20 protein-coding genes are annotated in these 25,807 nt (G+C 70.2%); 12 read left to right on the top strand and 8 right to left on the bottom strand.

Translation table 11 applies throughout. From position 1 onward, the window contains the following. Window positions 1–40: 40 nt before the first annotated feature. The gene (locus AB0I71_RS06675) at window positions 41–502 is read right to left on the bottom strand and encodes a DUF5318 domain-containing protein (protein ID WP_357582237.1); all 462 of its coding nucleotides are present in this window, start codon (window positions 500–502) and stop codon (window positions 41–43) included. 174 nt (window positions 503–676) lie between these two features. Here AB0I71_RS06675 and AB0I71_RS06670 point away from each other — a divergent pair, with 174 nt between their 5' ends. The 3 genes from AB0I71_RS06670 (at window position 677) to AB0I71_RS06660 (ending at window position 3,323) form a co-directional block, all read left to right on the top strand. Further along, a complete protein-coding gene (locus tag AB0I71_RS06670) occupies window positions 677–1,315 on the top strand; it encodes a PadR family transcriptional regulator (protein WP_204004315.1) in 639 nt (212 codons plus the stop codon). 23 nt (window positions 1,316–1,338) lie between these two features. Next, on the top strand, window positions 1,339–2,418 hold the full coding sequence (locus AB0I71_RS06665) for an inositol-3-phosphate synthase (protein WP_099848429.1): 1,080 nt from the start codon (window positions 1,339–1,341) through the stop codon (window positions 2,416–2,418). A 239-nt stretch (window positions 2,419–2,657) separates the two neighbouring features. Continuing rightward, complete coding sequence (locus AB0I71_RS06660; protein WP_357582236.1) at window positions 2,658–3,323, top strand: hypothetical protein; 666 nt, start codon at window positions 2,658–2,660, stop codon at window positions 3,321–3,323. On the opposite strand, the gene AB0I71_RS06655 is transcribed toward AB0I71_RS06660, so the two are convergent. The 3 genes from AB0I71_RS06655 to AB0I71_RS06645 form a co-directional block, all read right to left on the bottom strand. Next, the gene (locus tag AB0I71_RS06655) at window positions 3,324–3,803 is read right to left on the bottom strand and encodes a methylated-DNA--[protein]-cysteine S-methyltransferase (protein WP_357582235.1); all 480 of its coding nucleotides are present in this window, start codon (window positions 3,801–3,803) and stop codon (window positions 3,324–3,326) included. A 126-nt stretch (window positions 3,804–3,929) separates the two neighbouring features. Further along, entirely contained in the window at window positions 3,930–6,194 is a 2,265-nt protein-coding gene (locus AB0I71_RS06650) for a S8 family serine peptidase (protein ID WP_357582234.1), read from the bottom strand. A gap of 225 nt (window positions 6,195–6,419) precedes the next feature. Further along, window positions 6,420–7,880 (bottom strand): CCA tRNA nucleotidyltransferase, encoded by a 1,461-nt coding sequence (locus AB0I71_RS06645; protein ID WP_357582233.1) that lies wholly within the window; start codon window positions 7,878–7,880, stop codon window positions 6,420–6,422. 126 nt (window positions 7,881–8,006) lie between these two features. Here AB0I71_RS06645 and murJ point away from each other — a divergent pair, with 126 nt between their 5' ends. The 7 genes from murJ (at window position 8,007) to AB0I71_RS06610 (ending at window position 16,558) form a co-directional block, all read left to right on the top strand. After that, window positions 8,007–9,758, top strand: coding sequence for a murein biosynthesis integral membrane protein MurJ (gene murJ, locus AB0I71_RS06640; protein ID WP_357582232.1), 1,752 nt, complete (start codon window positions 8,007–8,009; stop codon window positions 9,756–9,758). A gap of 441 nt (window positions 9,759–10,199) precedes the next feature. After that, entirely contained in the window at window positions 10,200–11,798 is a 1,599-nt protein-coding gene (locus AB0I71_RS06635; protein ID WP_357582231.1) for a protein kinase family protein, read from the top strand. A 34-nt stretch (window positions 11,799–11,832) separates the two neighbouring features. After that, the gene (gene sigM / locus AB0I71_RS06630) at window positions 11,833–12,573 is read left to right on the top strand and encodes an RNA polymerase sigma factor SigM (protein ID WP_357582230.1); all 741 of its coding nucleotides are present in this window, start codon (window positions 11,833–11,835) and stop codon (window positions 12,571–12,573) included. Then, on the top strand, window positions 12,570–13,691 hold the full coding sequence (locus tag AB0I71_RS06625; RefSeq protein WP_357582229.1) for a hypothetical protein: 1,122 nt from the start codon (window positions 12,570–12,572) through the stop codon (window positions 13,689–13,691). Before sigM ends, AB0I71_RS06625 begins: the two co-directional genes overlap by 4 nt. 174 nt (window positions 13,692–13,865) lie before the next feature. Next, window positions 13,866–14,819, top strand: a complete 954-nt coding sequence (trxB, locus tag AB0I71_RS06620; protein ID WP_357582228.1) for a thioredoxin-disulfide reductase — start codon at window positions 13,866–13,868, stop codon at window positions 14,817–14,819. A 40-nt stretch (window positions 14,820–14,859) separates the two neighbouring features. Next, window positions 14,860–15,183: a thioredoxin gene (gene trxA / locus AB0I71_RS06615; RefSeq protein WP_164448776.1), complete on the top strand. Its 324-nt coding sequence runs from the start codon at window positions 14,860–14,862 to the stop codon at window positions 15,181–15,183. 208 nt (window positions 15,184–15,391) lie between these two features. Beyond that, window positions 15,392–16,558 carry an N-acetylmuramoyl-L-alanine amidase gene (locus tag AB0I71_RS06610; RefSeq protein ID WP_357582227.1) on the top strand — a complete coding sequence of 389 codons (1,167 nt, stop codon included), beginning with the start codon at window positions 15,392–15,394 and terminating at the stop codon, window positions 16,556–16,558. A gap of 47 nt (window positions 16,559–16,605) precedes the next feature. Here AB0I71_RS06610 and AB0I71_RS06605 read toward each other — a convergent pair whose 3' ends face one another. Further along, a complete protein-coding gene (locus AB0I71_RS06605; protein WP_099848413.1) occupies window positions 16,606–17,271 on the bottom strand; it encodes a GNAT family N-acetyltransferase in 666 nt (221 codons plus the stop codon). A gap of 318 nt (window positions 17,272–17,589) precedes the next feature. On the opposite strand from AB0I71_RS06605, the gene AB0I71_RS06600 reads away from it, so the two are divergent. Together AB0I71_RS06600 and AB0I71_RS06595 are read left to right on the top strand one after the other, a co-directional pair. Next, on the top strand, window positions 17,590–18,903 hold the full coding sequence (locus AB0I71_RS06600) for a PLP-dependent aminotransferase family protein (RefSeq protein WP_357582226.1): 1,314 nt from the start codon (window positions 17,590–17,592) through the stop codon (window positions 18,901–18,903). An 8-nt stretch (window positions 18,904–18,911) separates the two neighbouring features. Further along, entirely contained in the window at window positions 18,912–19,901 is a 990-nt protein-coding gene (locus tag AB0I71_RS06595; protein WP_357582225.1) for a D-alanine--D-alanine ligase, read from the top strand. A gap of 353 nt (window positions 19,902–20,254) precedes the next feature. On the opposite strand, the gene AB0I71_RS06590 is transcribed toward AB0I71_RS06595, so the two are convergent. From AB0I71_RS06590 to AB0I71_RS06580, 3 genes are all read right to left on the bottom strand, one after another. Then, window positions 20,255–21,358 (bottom strand): hypothetical protein, encoded by a 1,104-nt coding sequence (locus tag AB0I71_RS06590; protein ID WP_357582362.1) that lies wholly within the window; start codon window positions 21,356–21,358, stop codon window positions 20,255–20,257. Between the two features lie 1,877 nt (window positions 21,359–23,235). After that, window positions 23,236–24,246: a ParB/RepB/Spo0J family partition protein gene (locus tag AB0I71_RS06585; protein WP_357582224.1), complete on the bottom strand. Its 1,011-nt coding sequence runs from the start codon at window positions 24,244–24,246 to the stop codon at window positions 23,236–23,238. A gap of 27 nt (window positions 24,247–24,273) precedes the next feature. Further along, the gene (locus AB0I71_RS06580; protein ID WP_357582223.1) at window positions 24,274–25,566 is read right to left on the bottom strand and encodes an AAA family ATPase; all 1,293 of its coding nucleotides are present in this window, start codon (window positions 25,564–25,566) and stop codon (window positions 24,274–24,276) included. Window positions 25,567–25,807: the final 241 nt, after the last annotated feature.

Below are 25,807 nucleotides of genomic sequence, written 5' to 3'. Positions count from 1 at the left end.
CCGCGTCGCACGCGACCGGGGCCGGCCGATCGAGCTCGTATCACCGTTGCGCCTCTCGCCTTCGCCGCACACCCGTTCCGTCGGCGGTCATGCCGCTCGCCTCACCATGCTCCGGGTCGCCGTCGGCGACGCCGGTGAGACCGTCCCGCCCGAGCAGGTACTGCTCGACGAGATGGTTCCAGTCACAGCCGAGGCACACCTCCACCACGAAGACCTGGAACTCACGCAGCGTCATCGCCAGCACGGTCAGCTCAGCCACATTACGGGCCTGGCCGGCCGACTGCTTGAGTTCGTCCCCGTAAATGTAGTGGACGAGGGTCAGGTTCTCGCTGCGGCAGATCGGGCACCGCTCGTCGGTGGGCTCGCCGTGGAACCGAGCCGCGTTCTTCAGGTAGGGCGACGCATCGCACAGGTCATAGGTGCCGACGCGCCCGGCGAGGAGCTCACGCAGCGCCGCTCGCTTTCGGAGCGAGTAGTCGACGACCTGGCGCTGCGTACGCATGCGGGAAAGGGTACGCGGTCTCCTTTGACGAGGCGACCACCGTGACGATCCGTGACCACAGGACATCAGAACGGGAGTTTGCCCAGACTGGAACGAGACGCTACGGTGCGATGTATCGGTCCGATACATCGTGGCGGTTAGCGCTCCACGCACAGGGTAAAGGGAGGGTGGCCGGTGCTCGAACTCGCCATCCTCGGCCTGTTGCAGGAGGCCCCGATGCACGGCTATGAGCTGCGCAAGGAGCTCACCGCCAAGCTCGGTGCGATCCGCGCCGCCATCAGTTACGGCTCGCTCTATCCGACCCTGCGCCGGCTGCAGGCGGCGGGATGGATCACCGAGGCCGACGAGACACCCGCCACCGCCGAGGAGGTTCCCGCGCTGACCAGCCGACGAGGTCGGGTGGTCTACGAAATCACCGCGGAAGGAAAAGAACGCTTCGCCCAGCTCATCGCACAGACCGGGCCGGAGACATACGGCGACACCGGCTTCGGTGTGCACTTCGCCTTCTTTTCCCGAACCGACCGGGCGACCCGACTTCGAATCCTGGAAGGTCGCCGCCGCACGATCGAGGAACGTCGCGAAGGGCTTCGCGACATGCTGGGCCGGGCAGCCGAGCGCCTCGACGCGTACACCCTGGAGCTGCAGCGCCACGGCCTGGAGGCCTGTGAGCGTGAGGTCCGCTGGCTGGAGGAGCTCATCGCCAACGAGCGCTCCGGCCGTGCCCCGACGGTCCCGAACGACGGGACGGCCGGCGGCCCACGAGAAGACAACAGCCCGCCTCCGCCTGGCGAGACCAGGACAGAGCGGCCGTGACAGAGAAGAAGGAGGCACACGCGATGGGCTCCGTCCGCGTCGCCATCGTCGGTGTGGGTAACTGCGCCTCGTCCCTGGTACAGGGCGTCGAGTACTACCGGAATGCCGACCCCAACGACCGCGTCCCGGGTCTCATGCACGTCACCTTCGGCGACTACCACGTCTCTGACGTGCAGTTCGTCGCGGCGTTCGATGTCGACGCCAAGAAGGTGGGCATGGACCTCGCGGAGGCGATCGTCGCCAGCGAGAACAACACCATCAAGCTCTGCGACGTGCCGCCGACCGGCGTCACCGTGCAGCGCGGCCCGACCTTCGACGGCCTCGGTCAGTACTACCGCGAGATCGTCGAGGAGTCGGACGCCACGCCTGTCGACGTGGCCAAGGCGCTGCGCGACGCGCAGGTCGACGTGGTCGTCTCGTACCTGCCGGTGGGCTCGGAGCAGGCCGACAAGTTCTACGCCCAGGCCGCGATCGACGCCGGCTGCGCGTTCGTCAACGCCCTGCCGGTCTTCATCGCCTCCGACCCCGAGTGGGCGCAGAAGTTCACCGACGCGGGTCTGCCGATCGTCGGTGACGACATCAAGAGCCAGGTCGGTGCCACCATCGTGCACCGCGCCCTCGCGAAGCTCTTCGAGGACCGGGGCGTCGAGCTGCTGCGTACGTACCAGCTCAACTTCGGCGGCAACATGGACTTCATGAACATGCTGGAGCGCAACCGCCTGGTCTCGAAGAAGATCTCGAAGACCCAGTCGGTGACCTCCCAGGTGCCGCACGAGATGGCCAAGAGCGACGTGCACATCGGCCCGTCCGACCACGTGCCGTGGCTTGACGACCGCAAGTGGGCGTACATCCGCCTGGAGGGCCGCTCGTTCGGTGACACGCCCCTCAACGCCGAGCTGAAGCTCGAGGTGTGGGACTCGCCGAACTCGGCAGGTGTCATCATCGACGCTGTCCGGGCCGCGAAGATCGCCCTGGACCGGAAGATCGGTGGCCCGATCCTGTCGGCCTCGTCGTACTTCATGAAGTCCCCGCCGGTGCAGTACGCCGACCACGACGCGCACGCCGCCGTGGAGGCGTTCATCGCCGGCGAGATCGAGCGCTGAGGCGCTGACCACCAGCAGTTGACGGCGGGTGCCGGGTCCGTGCGGACCCGGCACCCGCCGTCTCTGCACAGGCCCGCGTCTTCAGGTACGGACTGGATGTCACGACGTGCGGCATGTCGCGTTCAACCGGCGGCCTGACCGCCCGACCCGCCGCACATCGTGACCGCTTCGCGGCGGGCGGCCCGAGCCGTCACCCGCACGGGCCACGCCGTCGACGGCGGAACGTTACGCTGATCGCCGTGCCGTTCGCCGACGCTACGCAGGCTGCCAGGTCGGGACGCCGGATCGCCACCGCACTCGCGGGCGCGCTGCTGACCACCAGCCTGTTCGCCTGCGCCCTCCCGGGCAGCCGGCCGACGGCTGAGGCAGACCAGGAGGTCATGCCGCCCGACCCATTGCCGTCCGTGGTCGAGGCCCGCTGCGTCGCCGCCGGGGTCGCACCGCCGGAGGTCGCGACGAAACCCGCCGACCCCTCCGGTACGCCGACTGAACCCGCACCGCTGGGCACCGGCAATCCGATGACCGACGAGCAGGTACGCGAGGAGATGTTCCGGCGTCAGCAGGCGGCCAACGACGCCTTCCGGCAGCGCGGCACGCTCGCACCTGAGGTGGCCAGCGGTGCCAGCGCCTGCGCCACCGAGGTGCTCAAGGGGCTGAATCTGCTCACCGACGGCGGCCGGGAGGTACCCGACGAGGAGGCCGTGGAGCGGGCGGTCACCGCCACCGGCCTCACCGACGTGATCGTGCGGCCGCCCGGGCGGCTCGATCTCGGACCCGGCGACGGTCTGATCTTCGCGGGGTGGACCGGCCGGGCGTGCGTCTTCGGCAGCGTCCGTCAGGACGACGTCACTGTGGAGATCGGCACCCGGATCGCCGACGGAGGTTGCCTGCCCGCTCCGGACTGATCAGGACCAGGCGCGTTGCAGGGCCACCCGGGCCTCCAGCTCCAGAAGTTTCACCTTGCGGTCCAGGCCGCCACCGAAGCCGACAAGCTTCCCACCGGCCCCGATGATGCGGTGGCACGGCACGATCACCGGGATCGGGTTGCGGTTGCAGGCCACGCCGACCGCCCGGGCCGCTCCTGGATCACCGACCCGCCGGGCGACCTCACCGTAGGTGAGTGTCTCTCCGTACGGGATGAGGGTCATCTCCCGCCACACCGCCCGCTCGAAGTCGGAGCCGCGCGGCACGGTCACCGGCACGCCGAAGTCGGTGAGTTCCCCGGCGAAGTACGCCCGCAGTTCCGCCACCGCCCGCCGGGAGGTCTCGTCGGCCGGCTCGGTGGTCCCGTCACCGACCGGGCCGAAGTGCGTCCCACAGACGCTCTCCCCGTCGGTGGCCACGGAGAACTCCCCGATCGGCGAGTCGAGCACGGTCCAACGCATCCCGCCATTGTCCACCTGGTGGCAGGAGGGTGGTCAGGGTGGCGCGGTCCCGGAAAGGCCGAAGCCCGCCGGAGCGTCCCGAGATGTCGGGGGCTCCGGCGGGCGCCGGATCGGATCACGTGCTGATCAGGCGGCGGAGACGGTGAACTTCTCGCCCTTGCCCAGCCCCAGTTCGAAGGCGGTCCACCTGATCGTCTTGTTCGAGATGAGCTTGCTGGTGCCGGACGCCCCGGCGGAGACCGCCTGGTTGTCACTGGCCCGGAAGAAGACGGTTCCGTCGCCGTTGTAGTCGGCGAAGTCGAAGGTCTGCCAGAGTCCGAGCGTCTTGCTGCTGGCGATCAGCGGCTTGGTGCCCTTGCTCGCCGCGGTCACGTACCGGCCGTTGGACAGCGCCTTGAGGCCGAAGAAGCCGTCGCCCCGGTTGACGATCTGGAACTTCGCCGACTTGGTCACGGTCTTGCTGCTGGCGACCAGCGGCTTGGTGCTGCTGGCAGCCACCACGTACTTGTTGCTGGCCTTGGACCTGATGCTGATCACTGGTGCCGGCGCCTCGAAGGTGAACTTCTCGTTGGTGCCGATGCTGGTCCGGTTCGCCCGGAGCGCTGCGGTACCGGTCTTCGACGCCGTCACGTACTTGCCGTTGACCTTGGCCTTGAGGCTGACCCGACCGTCGGTGTGGTTCACGATCGTGAACTTCGCCGCGGTGACGATCGTCTTGTGGCTGGCGATCAGGGGCTTGGTGCCCTTGCTCGGGGCCACCACGTACCGGCCGGTCTGCTTCGAGCGCAGCGCGACCAGGCCACTACCGGCGTTGACGATGTCGAACCGTTGCGCGGTACCCATGCTCTTGCCGTTGTTGAGCAGAGCCTTCTTGGTGCTGGCCGCGGTGATGTACTTGCCGTTGGAGCTGGCCTTCAAGCCGTACGCGCTGCGGGTCGGGGTCACCGAGCCCACCGTCAGCAGACGGTCCATCGAGCCCTTGGTGTCGTACACGGTGCCGGCGATGCCGGTGGTGACGATCCGGTCGCGCACCTGCTTCGGCTTCCACGACGGGTTGGTGTGCAGCAGCAGCGCTGCCGCGCCCGCCACGTGCGGAGCCGCCATCGAGGTGCCGCTGTATCCGACGCTGCCGGTGTTGCTGTCGTGCCGTGCCGACACGATGCTGACGCCCGGCGCGAACACGTCGATGCACTTGCCGTAGTTCGAGAACCAGGCGCGCATGTCGACCCGGTCGGTCGCGCCAACGGTGATCGCGTCGGTCACCCGCGCCGGGGACGCCTTGCAGGCGTCCATCCACGAGTTACCGGCGGCGATCGCGTACGTGATGCCGGAGTTGATGGACCGCTTCACGGCCTCGTCGATCGACGGGATCGCCGTCACGTCGCCGAGGCTCATGTTGGCCACGGCCGGCTTCTTCGCGTTCGCCGTCACCCAGTTGATGCCGGCGAGGACCTGCTCGGTGGTGCCGTAGCCGTCGCAGTCGAGCACCCGTACGCCGACCAGCTTGACGCTCTTGGCCACACCGTACTTGGCGCCACCGACGGTGCCGGCGACGTGCGTGCCGTGGCCGTTGCAGTCCCCGTTCGCCTGGGCCTGGACGGCACCCGGCTCGGTCGGCTCAGGGTCCACCGTCGGGGTGGGGTCCACCGTCGGGGTGGGGTCGACCGTCGGGGTGGGGTCGACCGTCGAGGTGGGGTCCACCGTCGGGGTCGTGCTGGGCGTGACGGTGGGGGTCGCGGTCGGCGTCGGAGTCGGAGTCGCCGTACGGGTAGGCGTGGGGGTGGGAGTCGGCTTGGGCGTCGGCGGCGGCGGTGGCGGCGGCGGGTTGATCGCGTCGTACCCCATGGTGGCCCGACCGCCGAAGTCCTGGTGCTTGACGTTGATGCCGGTGTCCAGGATGTACGCGGTGACCTTGCTGCCGGTGTTCGGGTACTTGTAGGACTTGTTCAGCTTGGCCGAAGCCTGGTCGAGACGGTCCAGGCCCCACGACGGCGGACTGCTCTGGGTTCCGTTGGCCGACAGGCGGCGGACCTGCTCGACATACGCCACCGCCGGGTGGGCGGCCAGCTTCCTCGCCTGCTGCTGGTTCATCGTGGCCGAGTAGCCGCTGAGGGCGTTGCTGAACACCGTCCGGACGGTGCCACCGTTGGCCCCGGCCAACGCCGACGCGGTGGCCCGGACGGAGCTGTAGGTGGCCCCTCGGTCCTTGAGCACGACGATGTAGCGGTCCGGCACGACACCGCCGGCCCCGGTGCCGAGCACCTCGGCTCGCGGCTGGTCCGGCGGTGCGGCGCTGACGGCGCCGCCGGAGACGACGCCGATGATGGACGAGGCGGTGGCGAGGGCGAGCCCCGCCACCGCCGAGCGGCGCAGTACGCCACGGCGTTTCACTAGGTGTTACCCCCGTCGGTCGTCGACCGTGTCCCATGGACGGTCGGACAAACATTGGATCGTCCGGCTCCGGCTGCCGAGCAGCGGACTGCGAACGTTCCAACATCATGAATGAGCATCGAGAGAGCCGCGTCAACCTTTCGGTCGAAACGTAAGCGTCTCGTCGTATCGACCGTCACGGCCTGCGTCATCCGCAGTGGAGGGCCGTCGCCGATCAGGCCTCGGTCAGCTGACGATGCCCTCGTCGCGAGCCCAGCGCAGCAACTCCGCCTCGGCCGTGTCGCGATCCAACGGGCCGTGCTCCAGCCGCAGGTCCTTCAGGTACTTCCAGGCCCGTCCCACCACCGGTCCCGGTGGCACACCCAGCAGCTCCATGATCGCGTTTCCGTCGAGGTCGGGCCGGACCCGGGCGAGGTCCTCCTCGGCGGCGATCCGGGCGATCCGCTCCTCCAACGCGTCGTAGTCCGCCGCCAGCTGGGCCGCCTTCCGGCGGTTGCGGGTGGTGCAGTCCGACCGGGTCAGCTTGTGCAGCCGGGGCAGCAGGTCGCCGGCGTCGGTGACGTACCGACGCACCGCCGAATCGGTCCATTCGCCCCGGCCGTACCCGTAGAAGCGTAGGTGCAGCGCGACAAGCGCGGTCACCTTCGCGGTGACGTCCTTCGGGTAGCGCAGCGCCTTCATCCGCACCTTGGTGAGCCGGGCGCCGACCACCTCGTGGTGGTGGAAGCTGACCCGCCCGTCCGGGCCGATCGCCTTCGTCGCCGGCTTGCCCACGTCGTGCATCAGCGCGGCCATCCGGAGGATGAAGTCCGGTCCGTCCTCCTCGTACGAGACGGCGTTGCGGACCACCGTGAGGGTGTGCTCGTAGACGTCCTTGTGCTGGGCGTGCTCGTCGATCTCCAGCTTGAGCCCGGTCAACTCGGGCAGGAAGCGCTCGGCCAGCCCGGTGTCGACAAGCAACCGCAGGCCGGAGATCGGGTCTGCGCCGCAGAGCAGCTTGGTGAACTCGTCGCGGATCCGTTCGGCGGTGATCCGGTCCAGATCGGTAGCCATGCTCGTCATCGCCGCCCGCACGTCCGGGTGGACCGCGAAGCGCAACTGCGCGGCGAAGCGGGCGGCCCGCAGCATCCGCAGTGGGTCGTCGCCGAACGACTCGGCGGGCGTGCCCGGGGTACGCACGATCTTCGCGGCCAGGTCGGCCAGGCCGCCGTACGGGTCGGTGAACCGGTGCTCGGGAACGCTTACCGCCATCGCGTTGACGGTAAAGTCGCGCCGTCGCAGATCCTCGACGAGGCTGGTGCCGTAGGCGACCACCGGGTTACGGCTGACCTGGTCGTACGATTCGGCGCGGAACGTGGTGATCTCCAGGCGTAGGCCGTCACGCTGGCAGCCGATGGTGCCGAACTCGCGGCCGGTCTCCCAGATCGCCTCGGCCCAGCCCCGCACGACGTCAAGCGTCTGGTCGGGGTGTGCGTCGGTGCAGAAGTCGAGGTCCTCACCGAGCCGGCCGAGCAGGGCGTCGCGTACCGAACCGCCCACGAGGTGCAGTTCGTGACCGGCGGCGGCGAACCGGCGGCCCAACTCGTCGGCCACCGGGGAGACCCGGAGCAGTTCGGCGACGGCGTTGCGCTGCGCGGCGGTGAGATCGCGGCGGTCGGTGGCGTGGGATGCGGCGGCTTCGGACATCGGATCCGCAGCCTATCGGTCCTGAGCGGCATCTCCTCCGCCGGGCGCGGGTAACCGGCGGGGGTTGACTAAGGTCTGTGGCGTGTGGGCCGGTGCCGGCTCCGGCTTACCCCTTGGAGGCAACAGATGAGCGGCGGGCTCTACCGCAGCGCGAACGCCCAGCAGGGCGGCGCGACCGGCGGCCGGCCCGGTGACGGTGCCACGTTCATCTCCGCCGAGCCGTTGAACCAGCCCGCGATGGAGTCGGTCGCGCCCCCGCAGGAACAGGTGGCGGAGGGCAGCGCCGCCGCCAACAGCGCGATCATGGCGCTGGGCAGCCTGGTCAGTCGGGGTACCGGCTTCCTGCGCAATCTGGTCATCGGCGCCGCCCTCGGTGGTGCGCTCGTGGGCGACGCCTACACCACCGCCCAGATCCTGCCGGGGATGGTCTACGAGTTCCTGCTCGGCGGCATCCTCACCAGCGTGCTGATCCCGGTGCTGGTGCGTCGGCGCAAGGCGGACGCTGACGGTGGCCAGGCGTACGCACAGCGCTTGCTGACCCTGGCCGTGCTCGCTCTGGGCGCTGCCGCCGTGCTCGCTGTCGCTCTCGCCGCGCCGCTGACCTGGCTTTACGGCGCGGACGAGTCCGCTGCCGGCTACTCCGGACTGGTCACCGCCCTGGCCCGGCTCATGCTGCCGATGATCTTCTTCTCCGGCCTGAGCGCGCTGATCAGCGCGGTGCTCAACACCCGAGGCCACTTCGCCGCGCCGATGTGGGCACCGATCCTGAACAACCTGGTCGTCATCGGTACGGCCGGGCTCTACATCGCGATCTTCGGTGCCGAGATCGTCGGTCCCGACGACATGACGACCGGGCGGATCCTGCTCATCGGCGGTGGCACGCTGATCGGCGTGGCCATCCAGGTCGCCGGTCTGTTGCCGGCGCTGCGCAAGGTCGGCTTCCGGTGGAAGCTCCGCTTCGACTTCCGCAAGCTCGGTCTGGCCGAGCTGGGACGACTCGGCGCCTGGATGATCTGCTACGTCGCGGTCAGCCAGCTCGGCCTCATCGTGCTGTTCAACCTGCTGAACCGTGCCGGCAAGGAGAACGCCGCCGGCCCACTGATCTACAACAACGTCTTCCTGCTGCTGATGACGGCGCACGGCATCATCGCGGTGTCGATCATCACCGCGCTGATGCCCCGGATGAGCGCCGCCGCCGCCGACGGCCGGTACGCCGACCTCGCCGCCGACCTGTCCCGGGGCACCCGGACCGTGTCGGCGGTACTCGCCCCGATCGCTGTCTGTTACGCCGTGCTGGCCACCCCCATCGCGTTCACGTTGTTCCGCTGGGGCGCGTTCACCGACGACAACGCCACCGCGACCTCCCTGGTGCTGTTGGCCGCCGCGCTCGCGCTGGTGCCCTTCGCGATCAGCCAGCTGTTCACTTTCGCCTTCTACGCGTTGCCGGACACCCGGATGCCGGCGCTGATCAACATTCCGGTGGTGGCACTCCGGATCGGGGTGCAGATCGCCCTGTTCGCGATCTTCTCGGCGAGCTTCGTCGGTGCGGGAATGATGATCGGCAACGCCGTCTCGTATCTGGCTGCGGCGATCGCCTCCGCCTGGCTGCTGCGCCCCCGGGTCGGCCGGATCGGGCTGGGCGCGATTCTGCGTACCCTCGGCCGGGTGGTCGTCGCGGCGCTGGGCGCCGCCGTGGCCGGCCTGTTGGTGGTGGCCCTGCTGCCCGGCGACGACACGCCGACGCGGCTGGAGGCGATCGTGCAGTTGCTCGTCGGCGGTGCGGTGATCGGCGGTACCTACCTGGGTCTGGCGACTCTGCTGCGGATCTCCGAGATCACCGAGGTGGTCGGCATGGTCCGTCGCCGACTCGGCCGCTGAACCTGCCCGCCCTGCCGTACACCCAGAGTGACCGCGGATCACCAGGCTGGGGATGCGCCTGTGGATAACTCCGCGCGCCGCCGCTCAACTGGCGGATCGTCCTGTGGATAACCAGCCGGACGGCCGAGCATGCCCGGCCGATTGACGGGGAATCGGGCGCTGCCGAACCCGCCGACGCGACCGGTTCCGCCCCAGCCGGAGCCGGTTGTGGTCAACCTCTAGATTGGCTGGTACATGTACCAGCAACGGGGCCGACAACGGTGGTAACGGGACGAGTCCACCGACTGCTGACTCCACCGTCACCGTACGGCGGGAAGATGACATGTCGGGGATCGGGTCATCCCGGGTAAGGTCGCACTCGACGGGTACGGCAGACACCGGCGCGCGGCACCGTGCTGCGACCGGCCGGCCGGTACCAGACGAAGGCGGAGCGGGAAGCAGATGCCCAGCAGCGCGGGTCCATCGATCGACACGATCACCGAGGGAGGACGGGTGACCCAGGTCGGCGAGGGTCAGGACGCGGACGAGACCACTCCGCCGGTCATGACCTTCGGTGCTCCGACGGCCGGTGAGATCCTCGCCGAACGTTACGAACTGGTCGAGCACATCAACAACGACAGCGCGGGCCGTCTGGTCTGGCGTGGGGTCGACGTCGTGCTGCGCCGGCCGGTCGCGGTCGTCATGCGCTACCCGGGCGGCGAGTCCGCCACCGAGATGCTTCAGGCCGCGGTCGCCGCCAGCCGGGTCGTACACCCCAACCTGGTCGGCGTGTACGACGCCATCGACGAGGCCGAGCGGGCCTACGTGGTACGCGAATGGGTCGACGGTCAGTCCCTGCGGGACCTGGTCGCGGGCGGGGCGTTGGACGCCGCTCGCGCGACCGCCGTCGGTAACTCCGTCGCCAGCGCCCTGGCCGCCGTGCACGCCACCGGCATGGTGCACGGCAACGTGCACCCCGGCACGGTGATGATCAGCGATGACGGCCGGGTGGTGCTCGCGGACGCCCGCACCGACGGCGACGACAGCCAGGAGAGCGACGTCCGGGCCGTCGGCGGCATCCTCTACTTCGCGATGACCGGCTACTGGCCGCACGCCGAGGCGCCGCTGCGCGGTGCCACCGCCGGGCATGGTAGGGCGGCCATTCCCGACGCCGTACGCGACGCCAACGGGGCCGTCGCGGCCCCGCGTCAGGTCCGGGCCGGTGTGCCGGCCTACCTGGACGACCTGACCATGGATCTGCTCGACGCCGAGATCGCCCCGCCCCCGTCGGACGTCCTGACGGCGGAGCTGGCCCGGCTCGACGTGCCCGACGACGACTACCTCGACAACAGCGGCCCGCTGCGGTTCGCCGGCGAGACCGGCGAGGAGCCCTCACCGTTGGCCGCGGCCGGCGGGCGCAAGGTCGCCCTGGGGATCGCCGGGCTGCTGACGGTGGCCCTGATCGGGCTCCTCATCGGGATCAGCACCCTCGGCGACGACGACGGGGACCCGCAGACGAACCCGGTCGCGGCGCCGACATCGAGCGCGCCGGTGAGCGAGGAGCCGGCAGCGCCCGCGGTTCGGAATCTCAAGATCAGCAATGCTCGGATCATCGACCCGGACAGCAACAACCGGAGCGAGGTACGCGACGCTGAGAAGGTCTTCGACGGCGACCAGGACGAGGGCTGGTCCACGGAGACCTACAACCGCAGCAACTTCGGCAACCTCAAGCGGGGCATGGGCGTCTGGATCGACCTCGGAGCCGAGCGGACCGTGAAGTCGGTACAGGTGAACCTCTCCGACAGGGGTGCCTCAGCGGAGCTGCTCACCGGCACGATCGACGCCCCGTCGTCCAGTGCGGGCGACGATCAGGTCCTCACGGCGTACCTGAAGAACAAGATCGGGCAGCCCTTCGAGGCACACGACGGCACCACGATGACCTTCGACGGCTTCGACGCCGACAAGAAGTACCGCTACCTGCTGTTCTGGATCACCGAGCTGCCTCCGAACGGCGGCGGCTTCAAGGTCGGTGTCCAGGAGATCACGGTCCAGGGGTCATGAGAATCCAGCACGGCGGCAGCCACCGGGTCGGGTGATGGGAGTACGCGACGCCGGGCGCAACCAGATGGGCACCGCCTCCGTGGACGACACGGTCAGCGACCTCGATCTGCTGCGCGCCCACGTCGCCGGTGACCGGGACGCCTTCGGCGAGCTGTTCCGCCGGCACCGCGACCGGCTCTGGGCGGTCGCCCTGCGTACGCTCGGCGACCGTGAGGAGGCCGCGGACGCCCTCCAGGACGCGCTGTTGTCCGCCCATCGCGCGGCCGACCGGTTCCGAGGCGACTCGGCAGTCACCACCTGGCTGCACCGGATCGTGGTCAACGCCTGTCTCGACCGGATCCGCCGCCGCAAGGCCCACCCCACTGTGCCGTTGCCCGACGGGCTCCACGGTCCGGAGGACGGTCCCGCCACCGGCGGCGTCGAGCTGGCCGCGCCGGTACGCGACCACGACACGGCGATGGTCATCCGGGATGCCCTGGCCGCGTTGCCGCTGGAGCAGCGGGCCGCACTCGTCCTGGTGGACGTGCAGGGCTACCCGGTCGCCGAGGTCGCGCGGATCCTCGGAGTCGCCGAGGGGACGGTCAAGAGTCGCTGCGCCCGGGGTCGGGCCCGGCTCGCGGTCATGCTCGGCCACCTGCGACCCGGTGACGGGCCGACGGCTGTTTCCAGACCGAACGTGCCGGAGGTCACCGGCGGGAACCCGAAAGCGCCGTCGGGCGTCCGATCGGGGTCGGGGCGGTCCCGGCCGGCCGCCAACCAGCAGGAGGAAGCGTGAGTACCGGGGAGTTCAGCGAGGTCGACCACGACCTGCTCGCCGACTACCTCGGCGGCGCGCTGGACGGCACCACCGAGCACGCTGAGATCACCCGACTGGTCACGCAGGACCCGGCCTGGGCCGACGCCCACGCGCTGCTGGCCACGGCCGTCGACAGCGTCCGGGCCGAGCTGGCCGGGTGGGGCGAGCCGACACCCGAACTCCCACCGGAGATCGCGGACCGGATCAGCGCCGCCCTCGCCGACGCGGCTCCGCTCGCCGCACCCATCGCCGAGGACGCGTCTGCCGTGGCGGCATCCGAGGACCCGGAGATCGCGGCTGCGGACCCCGAGGGCCCGGAGATCGCCGGTGATTCGGCCATGGACGGCCCCGGGTCGGAATCGCCCGGCGGGAAGGTGGCGCTCGTACCGGCTCAGCCGCTCGGCGGTCCTCGGCGGCCCGGCGGGCCGCTACGGCCGGGACAGGATCGGACCGCCTCGTCGCGGCCCGGTCGGCGACGTCGCCGTTGGGCCCGCGTTGCCGGGCCGGTCGCGCTCGCCGCCGCCGCTGTGGTCGGGTTGGGCGCGCTCCAGCTGTTCCAGCCGGGCCAGGGGGACGACGTCGCCACCGACACCGCCCTCAACGATCGGGCCGCCAGTCCCGCGGTGCCGCACGCTTACCCGCAGGACTCCGCAGGGCAGGCCGCCACCAAGTCGGCGCCCGAACGCGCCACCGCGGCGGCCGGCGCACCGTACCGGGTCGTCGGCCCCCCGCAACGCAGCGGCACCGACTACACGGCGGAAGCGCTGGCCCGCATGACGCCGAGCATCAGGCAGTTCTCCAGCAGCGGTGAGCCGGGGCTCGGGGCGCAGAACCACGAGCGGCTGCCCGCCCCCGGAGATCTGGCCCGGCTCGGTGACCAGACGGCGTTGAGCGCCTGCCTCGCGGAGATCGGCGCGGAGCACGGCGGAGGACAGCTGGTCTTCGACGTCATCGACTACGCCCGCTTCCAGGGGCTGCCGGCGCTGGTCCTCCAGTTCACCGACGCCTCCGGCGCGAACTGGGCCTGGGTCAGTGGCCCGGAGTGTGGTGTACCCGGGTCCGGCTCGGACGCCCGCTACCGTACGCGGGTAGGGTGATTCCGCGGTCGCCGGACGTTTGACCGTCCACGTGACCTGACCCACCGAGTGACCGGCTCGGGAATTCCCGCTTCGTACGATGACGTTCTGCACATCAGTTGCCGCCGCGTCGGCACTCGGATCGGCATCGGCCCGTACGCCGGTGACGACAGTCAACACGATTGGGAGACGGCAGTGGACGAGGTCCGCAACCTGGTCATCATCGGCTCCGGGCCGGCCGGCTACACGGCGGCGGTCTACGCGGCGCGTGCCAACCTCAAGCCTCTGGTGATCGAGGGCGTGCAGTCCGGCGGCGCACTGATGACCACCACCGAGGTGGAGAATTTCCCCGGTTTCGCGGACGGCATCCTCGGCCCCGAGCTGATGGACAACATGCGTAAGCAGGCGGAGCGGTTCGGCGCCGAGTTCCTGACCGACGACGTCACCCGGGTCGAGCTGGCCGACACCGGTCACCCCGGCACGGTCAGCACCGTCTGGGTCGGAGAAACCGCGTACCGCGCCCGGGCCGTGATCCTCGCTACCGGTTCCGCCTGGCGTCCGCTCGGCGTTCCCGGTGAGCAGGAGTACCTCGGTCACGGCGTCTCCTCCTGCGCCACCTGTGACGGCTTCTTCTTCCGCAACCAGCACATCGTGGTGGTCGGTGGCGGTGACTCGGCGATGGAGGAGGCCAGCTTCCTGACCCGCTTCGCCGACTCGGTGACGATCCTGCACCGCCGCGACTCGTTCCGGGCAAGCAAGATCATGGCCGAGCGGGCGCTGAGCAACGACAAGATCAAGGTCGAGTGGAACACCGTGGTGGAGGAGGTGCTCGGCGCGGACGGCAAGGTCTCCGGCGTACGGGTGCGCAACGTCCACACGGGCGAGGCCAAGGTGCTCGACGTCACCGGTGTGTTCGTGGCGATCGGCCACGACCCGCGCAGCGAACTGTTCCGCGGGCAGGTGGAGATGGACGACGAGGGGTACGTGAAGGTGCAGGCCCCCAGCACCCGGACCAGCATCCCCGGTGTCTTCGCCGCCGGTGACCTGGTCGACCACACGTACCGGCAGGCGATCACCGCGGCCGGGACCGGCTGCGCGGCCGCCCTGGACGCGGAACGTTTCATCGCAACGTTGCCCAAGAGCGACTGACAAGGCTTAACCAGATACATCGGAGGAGGAGGGGTCAACAGTGGGAGCAACCAAGTCGGTCACCGACGCGAGCTTCGCCGCAGACGTGCTGAAGTCCGACAAGCCGGTCCTGGTGGATTTCTGGGCCGAATGGTGCGGGCCGTGCCGCAAGGTGTCGCCGCTGCTGGAGGAGATCGCCGGCGAGATGGGCGACCAGGTCAGCATCGTCAAGCTCAACATCGACGAGAACCCGGAAACCGCCCGGACGTACCGCGTGATGTCGGTGCCGACCCTCACCGTGTTCAAGAACGGTGAGCCGGTGCAGTCGATCGCCGGCGCCAAGCCCAAGGGCGAACTGGTCAAGCTGATCGAATCTGCGCTCTGACCCCAGCAACGACCTCGACGTCGACCCCGAGCCGGGCCCACCGGCACGGGGTCGACGCGTTTTTCGCCGCCCACCACCCCTGCGGATCGCCCAGCGCATAACCTCGAACCGGGGCCGCCGGACGCCGGTGAGCACCTGGTCCCCGCCAACGGCACCCACCCGTCGTCGGCGAGGCCTGGCAGCCACCACCGTGCAGAGGGGGTCGTGCGTGCGTCCGATCCGTCCCGGTGATCGGGGACCCGCAGTGACCGAGATCCGTGCGGTGTTGACCGGCCTCGACCTGCTGTCGAAGGCGACCGGCCCGCACAGTGACGAGTTCGATCCGGCGACCGAACGGGCGGTCCGGGCGTTCCAGCAGTCGCGGGGCCTCAGCGTCGACGGCCGGGTCGGCGCCGAGACCTGGCGGGCGCTCGACGCCGCCCGCTGGCGGCTGGGCGCCCGCACCCTCTACCACGCGGTGCCGGTCCCACTCACCGGCGAGGATGTCCGGTCGCTACAGGAGCGGCTGCTGGAGATGGGATACGACACCGGCCGGGCCGACGCCATCTACGGCATCCGCACGTCCCGAGCGGTGGCCCAGTTCCAGCGTGAGGTGGGACTTGTTCCCGACGGCACCTGCGGCCCACACACCATGGGCGCCCTGCGCCGGCTGGGCCGCAAGGTGGTCGGCGGCCGACCGCAGTGGTTGCGCGAGTCCGACGCCATCCGACAGTCCGGGCCGACCCTGGTCGGCCGGACCGTGGTGATCGACCCGGGCCACGGCGGGACCGATCCGGGCGTGGTGGTGGCGGACGGTCCGCTGCGCTGGACCGAGGCGGATCTGATGCACGATCTGGCCAGCCGGCTGGAGGGGCGCCTCGCCGCGTCCGGCGTGCGGGTGCAGCTCACCCGGGGACCGTCGCCGGAGACCTGCCTGCCCGACATCGACCGAGCGCAACTGGCCAACTCGCTCGGCGCCGACGTGTTCATCTCCCTGCACACCGACGGCCACGCCAACCCGATGGCCGAGGGCGTCGCCACGTACCACTACGGCACCGACAACGGGGTGACCTCGGCGACCGGTGAACGGCTGGCCGGGCTGGTCCAGCGGGAGATCGTCGCGCGCACCGGGCTGCGGGACTGCCGCACCCACGCGAAGGCGTGGGATCTGCTCCGGATCACCCGGATGCCGGCGGTACGCGTCGAGGTCGGCTACCTCACCTCGCCGACCGACCGGGAGCGGCTCATCGCTCCCCGGTTCCGCGACAAGTTGGTCGAGGCGATGGTGGCCGCGGTGCAGCGGATGTACCTGCCGATCGAACGCGACGTGCCGACCGGCTCGATCGACGTCAGCGAACTACGGGCAGCGGTCGCCGCCGGCAACGTGGTGGACTGAGCGACCCACCCGGGTGGCGGTCAACAGGTCGCGACGTCAGGTGGTGGTCAGCCGGCCGTGGAACGCGTGGCGGGCGTCGGCCGGACCGGGCGCAGCAACGACTCCGGGCTCATCGAGCCGAGCAGCTTCTCCAGCGCGTACTCGACGTCGGACTTCCAGCTCAACGCCGTCCGCAGTTCCAGCCGCAGCCGGGGAAACCGCGGATGCGGACGAACCGTCTTGAAGCCCACCGAGAGGAAGAAGTCGGCAGGTGCCACGCACGCTCCGCCCGGATCGGCGGAGTCACCGAACTTCGCGTCGCCGAACGCCTCGATCGCCTTGATCCCGCGCTTGGTCAGATCGCGGGCCACCCCCTGCACCAGCATCCGGCCGAGGCCCCCGCCGGAGAACGCGGGCACCACGTTCGCGGTCATCAGCAGCGCGGCGTCGGCGGAGACCGGAGAGGTCGGGAAGGCCATCGAGCGGGGGACGTAGGCCGGCGGGGCGTACATGACGAAGCCGGCCGGCATGCCGTCGACGTAGATCAGCTTGCCGCAGGAACCCCATTCGAGCAGGGTCTGCGAGACCCACGCCTCCTTCTCCAGCCCAGGGTCGCCAGCGGCGCAGGCCCGGTCCGCCGAAACCGGATCAAGCTCCCAGTAGACGCACTGCCGGCAGGGACGGGGCAGGTCCTCCAGGGTGTCCAGGGTCAGGCTGACCAGACGTCGCGACATTGGCGCTTCCCCACACTAGGCTCGGAGGTGGGACCGGCCCGGACGGCACCGCCGCCGCAGCGGCCCGGACGGCACCGCCGTGTTCCTGCCCCCGACGAGCGATCGTACGCCGCCGATCGGCGCCAGGGGAGAGTAAGGGTGAACGTCCACCTCAGGGGCGTCGGCCGGCGGTCCGGCATGTGGACGCGCGAATAATCGGAGGCGCGTCGGGCGGTGTACGGCGGCTAGGATCGACAATCGGCGCGCCGTACCGCCATGGTCGCCGTTGTCCGGGGTATCCGGGACCGGAGCCGTCCGAGCAGCCATCGGGGTGATGTGATGACCGGCACGACACTCGACGACTACACCGACAGGTACGCCCGCCGGGTCCGGGGCATGACCGCGTCGGAGATCAGGGCCCTGTTCGCGGTGGCCAGCCGACCGGAGGTCGTCTCACTCGCCGGTGGCGCGCCGTACATCGCCGCGCTGCCGTTGGACGCCGTCGGTGAGATGCTCGGCCGGCTCGGGGCCGAGCACGGCAGCACCACCCTGCAGTACGGCATCGGTCAGGGCACCCTGGAGCTGCGCGAGCGGATCTGCGAGGTGATGGCCCTCTCCGGCATCGACGCCGCCTGCGGTGCCTCGCCCGAGGACGTGGTGGTGACCGTCGGTGGGCAGCAGGCGCTCGACCTGGTGGCCCGCCTCTTCCTGGACCCGGGTGACGTGGTGCTCGCCGAGGGGCCGACCTACGTCGGTGCACTCGGGGTGTTCCAGGCCGCCCAGGCGCAGGTCGTACACGTGCCGATGGACGACGAGGGCCTGATCCCGGCGGCGCTGGAGCTCGCCATCGCGGAGCAGGCCCGGGCCGGACGCCGGGTCAAGTTCCTCTACACCATCCCCACCTTCCAGAATCCGACCGGCGTGACGCTCACCGAGCAGCGGCGGGAACAGGTCCTCGACATCTGCGAGCGCGCCGGGCTGCTGGTGGTCGAGGACGACCCGTACGGCCAGCTGGGCTTCGAAAGCGAGGCGCCCGCGCCGCTGCGCGCGCGGCGGCGGGACGGCGTCTTCTACCTCAGCACGTTCTCCAAGACGTTCGCCCCAGGGCTGCGGGTCGGCTGGATCCTCGCGCCGCACGCGGTACGCGACAAGCTGGTGATCGCCAGCGAGGCCCAGATCCTCTGCCCCAGCGCGTACGCGCAGGCCGCCGTCAGCACGTACCTCGGCACCATGCCCTGGCGTGAGCAGCTGAAGGTCTACCGGGAGGTCTACCGGGAGCGGCGGGACGCGATGCTCACCGCGCTTGAGGACCTGATGCCGGCCGGCACCCGCTGGACCGTGCCGGGCGGCGGGCTGTTCGTCTGGGCCACGCTGCCCGACGGGCTCGACTCGAAGGCGATGATGCCCCGGGCCATCGCCGCGCGGGTGGCGTACGTGCCCGGTACCGGCTTCTACGCCGACGGCAGCGGCAACGGGCACATGCGGCTCAACTTCTCGTTCCCGCCGCCGGAGCGGATCCGGGAGGGCGTCCGCCGGTTGGCCAGCGTGATGGAGCAGGACATCGCCATGCGGCGGGTGTTCGGCGCGGTCGGCGGATCCGGTGGCCGGCGCGGCCGGGCCGGCTGGGACACGCCAGGACCAGACTTGGCATGATGCCCGGCATGGGTGTCACCGCTGCCGAAGAACCCGCCGTGTCGGGCCCCGAGACCACCGATCTTCACGTGCTCGTGCTCGCCGGTGGCCTGTCGTACGAGCGTGACGTGTCGCTGCGCTCGGGCCGCCGGGTACTCGACGCGCTGCGAGCCGTCGGAATGCAGGCCGAACTGCGCGACGCCGATGTCGCTCTGCTGCCGGCCCTGACCGCGGACCCACCTGACGCCGTGGTGATCGCTCTGCACGGTGCCACGGGCGAGGACGGGTCACTGCGCGGCGTCCTGGACCTGTGCGGCGTTCCGTACGTCGGATGCGACGCTCGGGCTTCCCGCCTCGCCTGGGACAAACCGTCGGCGAAGGCCGTGCTGCGTGAGGCCGGCATCGCCACCCCGGACTGGGTGGCCCTGCCACACGACCGGTTCAGCGAACTCGGCGCGGTGGCCGTGCTGGACCGCATCGTCGAGCGGTTGGGGCTGCCGCTCATGGTGAAGCCCGCCCAGGGCGGTTCCGGCCTGGGCGCCGCCGTGGTCCGGGACGCGGCGTCGCTGCCGGCCGCCATGGTTGGTTGTTTCGCGTACGACTCGACGGCCCTCGTCGAACGGTACGTGCCCGGCATGGACGTGGCGGTCTCCGTCGTCGACCTGGGCGACGGCCCGCAGGCGCTCCCGGCCGTCGAGATCGTGCCCCGCAACGGGGTGTACGACTACGCGGCCCGCTACACCGCCGGCCGGACCACCTGGCACACCCCCGCCCGGCTGGAGCCCACGGTCGCCGAATCGGTGGCCCAGGTGGCTCTGGCCGCCCACACCGCCCTCGGCCTGCGCGACCTCAGCCGGGTCGATCTGATCGTCGACTCGGCTGGTCAGCCGCACGTGCTTGAGGTGAACGTCTCGCCGGGCATGACCGAGACGTCGCTGCTGCCGCTCGCGGTACAGGCCGCCGGTCTCGACTTCGGACGCATGATCGGCAACCTGGTCGCTCGCGCCGCAGCCCGCTGACCTCCCCACCCGGCACGACGCCGGTCGTCACCCGCTACCTCGGCTAACGCCTTCAGGCGCAGAATTCGGGGCGGGACCGCTCACGAGGATCGGCCCGATCGCCGACTGCCCACCAGCGCCGTGGCGGAGCTGGTTCACGCTCGTACGCCGGCCCACCGATCCCCGACCAGGATGATCGGTGGGCATACTGAGCCCTGCGCTCCCGCGACGACCGACAACAGGCTGTGCGGTACGCGCCAGGCGCGTCCAGGCCGAAGCTGGGGCGGTGCGGGGGTCATGCCCAATGGAGTTGCCGCACGGCCGGCGAAAAGCCGTCAGTCGACGTGCCAGGGCAGGCCGTGGCCCTGCCGCTCCTATCGCGGCCCGCTTCTAGTGCCCGGTTCACCGGACGGTGCCGGCGGGCCCGAATCCGGGGTTTCCGCTCGCGCCTGTTCCGTCTCTGCCGCTCCCACCTCCCGCACGCTCCCGGCGCTCCCGCCGGTCCCGCCGGTTCCTGTGGTTCCGCCGGTCCCTGCGGCCCCTCCAGTGGTCTCGGCGGTTCCAGCCGTTCCGGCGGCTCCAGTGGTCTCGACGGTTCCGGTGGGGTCTGTTTGCGAGTTGCTGCCGACGGTCTCGGCCCGCAGGCCAGTTGCGCCGGAAGCCGGCTGCTTTGTCGGCTCAGAGCGAGCCTCGGCCGCGTCCGATGCCGTCTGTCGCTGTGGCACTGCGGCGGTCGTCTGCTCCGGCTCTGGGCCACCCGCCGACTCCGAGGTCACCACGTCGGACGCTTCCGAACCCAGACCAGCGCCTGGGACGTCAGGTGGTTCCGCCGTCTCGCCGATGGCGTCCAGGAGGGATCCGCCTTCTGCCGGCTTCGCCTCGGCCGGTGAGGCCGCCTGCGCGGCCAGGCTGGACGGCGCCTGCCACTGAATACGGGGTGGTTCGGCGAGCGGCCGCCCGCCGAACTCGGCCAGCCAGGCCGCAACGAGGGCGAGGTTCTCCCGCCATTTCTCCTCGGAGATCGGCGGCAGGATCGAGTCCCAGAGCGACAGGAAGGTCCCACGCAGCTGGAGTCGACCGTACGGCCGGGCCAGGAACCACATGTGGAGATGGGCGGAGCCGTCGCCCCAACGGTTGACGTGTACCCGGGCCACCCCGTCCAGCGATCGGATGGCCCGTTCGAGTCGTACCGTCATCACGCCCAGCTCGGCGGCGAGCAGGTTTGGCAGATCGCCGAGATCGAGGTGTGACCGCGACTCCAGGATGAGGACCATGGGCAGGCCGGTCGGCCGGTCCATGGCCCGCACGCGCCATCGTTCACCGACCCAGATGTAGGCCTCGTCGGGCGCTAGGCAGGCGGTGCATTCTCGGTGAGCCTCGCCCTTGCGGGGCGGCTCGACAGGGACCGGATCGGCGAGTGGCTTGACCCGGAGGTCGCCCTCGAAGGGGAAGGACGGCCACTGGGTGAAGTCCGGAATTGAGGGAGGGGTGTCTTGCACGACGCTGACCCTAACCGAGTCCGGGACCACTGTCCCTACCCGAATCGCCTTCGACTCTCCGGGCGGCTCGAATGACGGGACGAGGAGCGCCGAGGAGTTGTCCCCAGAGTTATCCACAGGCTTACGGGTCGCCGGATCCGTACCGCGATCAAGGCTCGACAAGGGGTTTCGGCCCGTGTTTCACGTGAAACACGGCGAGCCTGTGGACAACTGGTGTGGATAACGTCGGCGGCCGGGTGAACCCTCGACGCACCGCTCGCAGGCCCCCTTCACCCGCCCGCACCGACTGCGCCGTTTCACGTGAAACGGCGGACGTGGAAGTGAGCATCCGGCGCTGCCATCGATCAGCTCGGCTCCCCCTCGACGCGCCGCCGATCGACGCAGTCCGCACGAGCGCTACTTCAACCCCTAGGTACGCGGTCCCCGGAGGGCTCGCCGCCAAACTCTGTGGCGCAGCCACCCGATGTCCCTCGCCAAGCCGGGTTCGAGAGCGTCGAAGCGGATGCAACCTCCGCGCTCGCTGTTCGAAGCAGGCACCACCCGCGAGACCGCAGTTGGACCTTCTCCCTTGATCGACCGACGTTCCGGCACGGCCAACTCCGGTTCGCCCGCCGCTGACGAAACGGGCCGGCGTTTGTCGTAGCCCGCTGGCGGGTGCCCCCTGCGAGACCGGCGACAGTCTGTCGAGCCGGGAACACATGACCTGAGTTCCCGGCGGCGGGCAGCGTTTCACGTGAAACACTGCCGGCCGGCTTTGCGATTGCACGGCGGGTGCGGGTGCGACACCCTGGCCCGCAACCCACCCGGCCCCTCGATCCGGACGACAGGGCTTGGGTGGGCCCGGCGCTCGGCGGCTCCCCGCCACGCGCCGTGGCCCGCACGGACTGTCGGCACAGCAAGGCCGATCCCAGAGCCCAACTCCCGCAACGGCACCCGAACGAAGACACCAGCATCATTCACCCCTGACCGGCGGTGGAACAGGTCGGCACTCGACTTGCCGGGGATGGGGCTGTGGGCCTGGGTGGATGGGGGGCGCAGAGCTAGCCCGTTCCATTCGACGCCCCACTGTTTGGTTGGTCCGGCTCTCAGGACCGCGCCCGGCCCAAGCCTCGGCCCGCAGCTGTCCGGTGCCGCGTTCGATTCCGCGATTCACTTCGCCCCGGGAGATGCTGACCCGCCGCCAGTGCTCCACAGCAGACCGGTGCCGACCGACCCTCCGCGAGTACCCCTACTCGCCGCGTGGCCGTAGGTTGATCGACTCGCGTTGCGGCATCTCGGGCCACCCGGGCTGCTGATGACCGCAAGATGCCGCAACCGGAGTCGATCAAGCCAGACCCGGGAGGCCCAGACCCGGGAGGGAGTTGCCGGGATCGGCAAGGCGATGCCGGGATCGGCAAGGCGATGCCGGGATCGGCCCCCACGGTCGGTCACGCCATGCCGGATGTCGTGCCATAGGCCTGGCCTGAGGGCCCGACATGCCGCAAGGCGGGAGACCGCCCCGGGCCGCGCGCAGGCGGCCCGAGGACCTCAGGTTCGCCCAGCCCGCCCGCAGGGGCAGCCGCCGAGGACCTCAGATCTGCCCCAGCCGCGCAGACGGCCCCGAGGACCTCAGGTTCGCCCGGGCCGGCCGAAGGCAGCCGCCGAGGACCTCAGATCCGCCCCAGCCGCGCCCGCGGGCAGAGGACCTCAGATCCGCCCCAGCCGCGCCCGCGGGCAGAGGACCTCAGATCCGCCCCAGCCGCGCCCGCGGGCAGAGGACCTCAGATCCGCCCGGGCCGCGCGCGCCTGATGCGGTTGACCAGACGACTGGGCCGCCTCGTCGCAGTGCGGCGAGGCGGCCCAGTCGGTTGCGCAGATCAGTCTTCCGACTCTTCGCGCTCCACTCCGATGATGCCGACGATCCGCTCCAGGTCGTCGACGGTCGCGAACTCGATCGTGATCTTGCCCTTGCTCCGCCCGATGTCCACCTTCACCCGGGTGTCGAACCGGTCGGAGAGGCGGTCTGCGAGGTCGGTGAGCGCCGGCGCGTGCGGCCTCGGTCGGCGCTTCGTCGACTCCTTCTTGCCCGGTCCGTCGTTGAGCGTGAGCGCGACGATCTCCTCGGTCGCACGGACCGACAGACCTTCGGCGACGATCCGCAACGCCAACTGCTCCTGCGTCTCCGGATCCTCCAGGCTCAGCAGCGCCCGCGCATGTCCGGCGGAGAGCACACCGGCCGCGACGCGCCGCTGCACCGGTGCCGGCAGGTTCATCAGCCGGATGGTGTTCGAGATCTGCGGCCGGCTCCGACCGATGCGCCGGGCGAGTTCCTCGTGGGTGGCGCCGAACTCCTCCAGCAGCTGCTGGTAGGCGGCCGCCTCTTCCAGCGGGTTGAGGTTCGCCCGGTGGATGTTCTCCAGCAGCGCGTCCCGCAGCATGGCGTCGTCACGGGTGTCCCGCACGATCGCGGGGATGTTTTCCCGGCCGACCGCCTGCGCGGCTCGCCAGCGCCGCTCGCCCATGACGAGTTCGAACTTCTCGCCATCGAGTTGTCGCACCACGATCGGCTGGAGAAAGCCGACCTCCTGGATGGAGGTCTTCAGTTCCTCCAGGGCCTCCTCGTCGAAGACCTGGCGAGGCTGCTTCGGGTTGGGCACGATCGAGTCGACCGGGATCTCCGCGAAGCGCGCACCGGGCACCGGGCTGAGTGTCGACTCAGGCTCGATCGTCAGGGTCGACACCGGCGTCGCAGCCGGCGCCGCAACGGTCGGCGATCCACTCGCTCCCGTCGCCGGTGCGCCGACGCCAGCGCCAGCGTCCGGCGCTGGACCGGTCGGAATGAGCGCCCCCAGGCCCCGTCCCAGACCGCCCCGTGGACGGTTCTTCATGCCACGCCTCCCAGCGCCTTGTCCGCACTACGCATTCCGGCTCACCGGCTCCTTGACGCCCCGCTCGGCGATCTCCTGCGCGGCCTCGAAGTAGCTCGTCGCGCCCCGCGAACCGGGATCGTAGGTCATCACCGACTGGCCGTAGCTGGGCGCCTCGGAGACCCGCACGTTACGCGGAATCACCGCCTGGAGCACCTTGTCCCCGAAGTGGTTCCGGACGTCCTGCTCAACCGCATCGGCGAGCCGGGTACGGCGGTCGTACATGGTGAGCAGGATCGTGGAGACCTCAAGCCGCGGGTTGAGGTGCTGACGAACCAGATTGATGTTGTTGATGAGCTGGTTGAGCCCTTCGAGCGCGTAGTACTCGCACTGAATGGGAATGAGCACCTCCTGCGCGGCCACCAGCGCGTTGACGGTCAACAGGCCGAGCGAGGGCGGGCAGTCGATGAACACGTAGTCGAAGTGCCCCGGGTAGGCGGTGATGGCCCGGTCCAGGCGCGACTCGCGGGCCACCACGGACACCAGCTCGATCTCGGCACCAGCGAGATCGATCGTGGCCGGCACACACCAGAGGTTCGGGATGCCCTCGACCGCCTGGGTCACGTCCTCCAGCGGAACGCTGTTGATCAGGCAGTCGTAGACGTCCGGCACACCGGTGTGGTGTGGCACGTTCAGTCCGGTCGAGGCGTTGCCCTGCGGATCGAGGTCGACCACGAGCACCCGGTTGCCGTGCAGGGCCAGCGCCACCGCGAGGTTGACAGTGGTCGTGGTCTTACCCACGCCGCCCTTCTGGTTCGCGACGCACATGACCCGGGTCCGGTCGGGCCGAGGCATGGTCACCTCGCCACTGGGATTCAGGATCTGCACGGCGCGCATCGCCTCCATAGCCAACGGTGGGTCATCCTCTTCGCGCGTCGGGGTTTCACGTGAAACGTACGCGGCCTCGGTTGCGGCTGACGCGTAGGACTCGGCCGCAGGTGCGGGCGTGTCGGAAGCCGGTCGAGGATCCGGCACCATGCCGGAGGTCGGGGGGTGCGTCGCCGCCGCCTCGAAGCGAGCGGAGGCGGAGGGGTTCCGGCGGATCGGAATCACTCGCGCGTCGGGTGAAGCGTTGGCCGGACGACCACTCGCGTCCGTGCCGTCACGCCCCTCTCCGGTCGCCGACCACGGGACACCCGACGTCGGCGCGTTGCGACCGGGTTCCGGTGGACTCTGCGACACCTCGGAGGGGCGCCAGTTCGGATATTCGGTTTCACGTGAAACAGGGTCACCAGCTGACCCGGTCACGCGCGGATCGTCGTACCTGCCGTCGTCATGCACCTGTCATCCCTGCCCGCTTCGGATGGTCGGTCCGCACCCGTCAACCGGGCCACTTGCGCGCTCTCCGCAGAGGTACCGCCCGGCGGGAGCGGTCGGGCCCCGGAGGGAGATCCATCGCCGCCCGCTCCACACTATCGACGCGCGGCCAGCCTACGGCGCACGGGCGCGGCCGGTCCACGTCGGGTTCGCAACCCGCCGGTCGCGGTGTACGAAGCGAACGGACCGACACGGCCTTGGAGTA

Origin of the sequence: Micromonospora sp. NPDC049891 (assembly GCF_040660295.1) — a bacterium.
Classification (GTDB): Bacteria; Actinomycetota; Actinomycetes; order Mycobacteriales; family Micromonosporaceae; genus Micromonospora.
This window is presented reverse-complemented; position numbering and strand designations above follow the sequence as displayed.

What these genes read in the sequence shown, in the direction of transcription:
- AB0I71_RS06665 (WP_099848429.1), top strand. Translation starts at nt 1,339, where the DNA reads ATGGGCTCCGTCCGCGTCGCCATCGTCGGTGTGGGTAACTGCGCCTCG.
- AB0I71_RS06635 (WP_357582231.1), top strand. Translation starts at nt 10,200, where the DNA reads ATGCCCAGCAGCGCGGGTCCATCGATCGACACGATCACCGAGGGAGGA.
- murJ (WP_357582232.1), top strand. Translation starts at nt 8,007, where the DNA reads ATGAGCGGCGGGCTCTACCGCAGCGCGAACGCCCAGCAGGGCGGCGCG.
- sigM (WP_357582230.1), top strand. Translation starts at nt 11,833, where the DNA reads ATGGGAGTACGCGACGCCGGGCGCAACCAGATGGGCACCGCCTCCGTG.
- AB0I71_RS06605 (WP_099848413.1), bottom strand. Translation starts at nt 17,271, where the DNA reads ATGTCGCGACGTCTGGTCAGCCTGACCCTGGACACCCTGGAGGACCTG.
- AB0I71_RS06645 (WP_357582233.1), bottom strand. Translation starts at nt 7,880, where the DNA reads ATGTCCGAAGCCGCCGCATCCCACGCCACCGACCGCCGCGATCTCACC.
- AB0I71_RS06655 (WP_357582235.1), bottom strand. Translation starts at nt 3,803, where the DNA reads ATGCGTTGGACCGTGCTCGACTCGCCGATCGGGGAGTTCTCCGTGGCC.
- AB0I71_RS06600 (WP_357582226.1), top strand. Translation starts at nt 17,590, where the DNA reads ATGACCGGCACGACACTCGACGACTACACCGACAGGTACGCCCGCCGG.
- AB0I71_RS06675 (WP_357582237.1), bottom strand. Translation starts at nt 502, where the DNA reads ATGCGTACGCAGCGCCAGGTCGTCGACTACTCGCTCCGAAAGCGAGCG.
- AB0I71_RS06585 (WP_357582224.1), bottom strand. Translation starts at nt 24,246, where the DNA reads ATGAAGAACCGTCCACGGGGCGGTCTGGGACGGGGCCTGGGGGCGCTC.
- AB0I71_RS06595 (WP_357582225.1), top strand. Translation starts at nt 18,912, where the DNA reads ATGGGTGTCACCGCTGCCGAAGAACCCGCCGTGTCGGGCCCCGAGACC.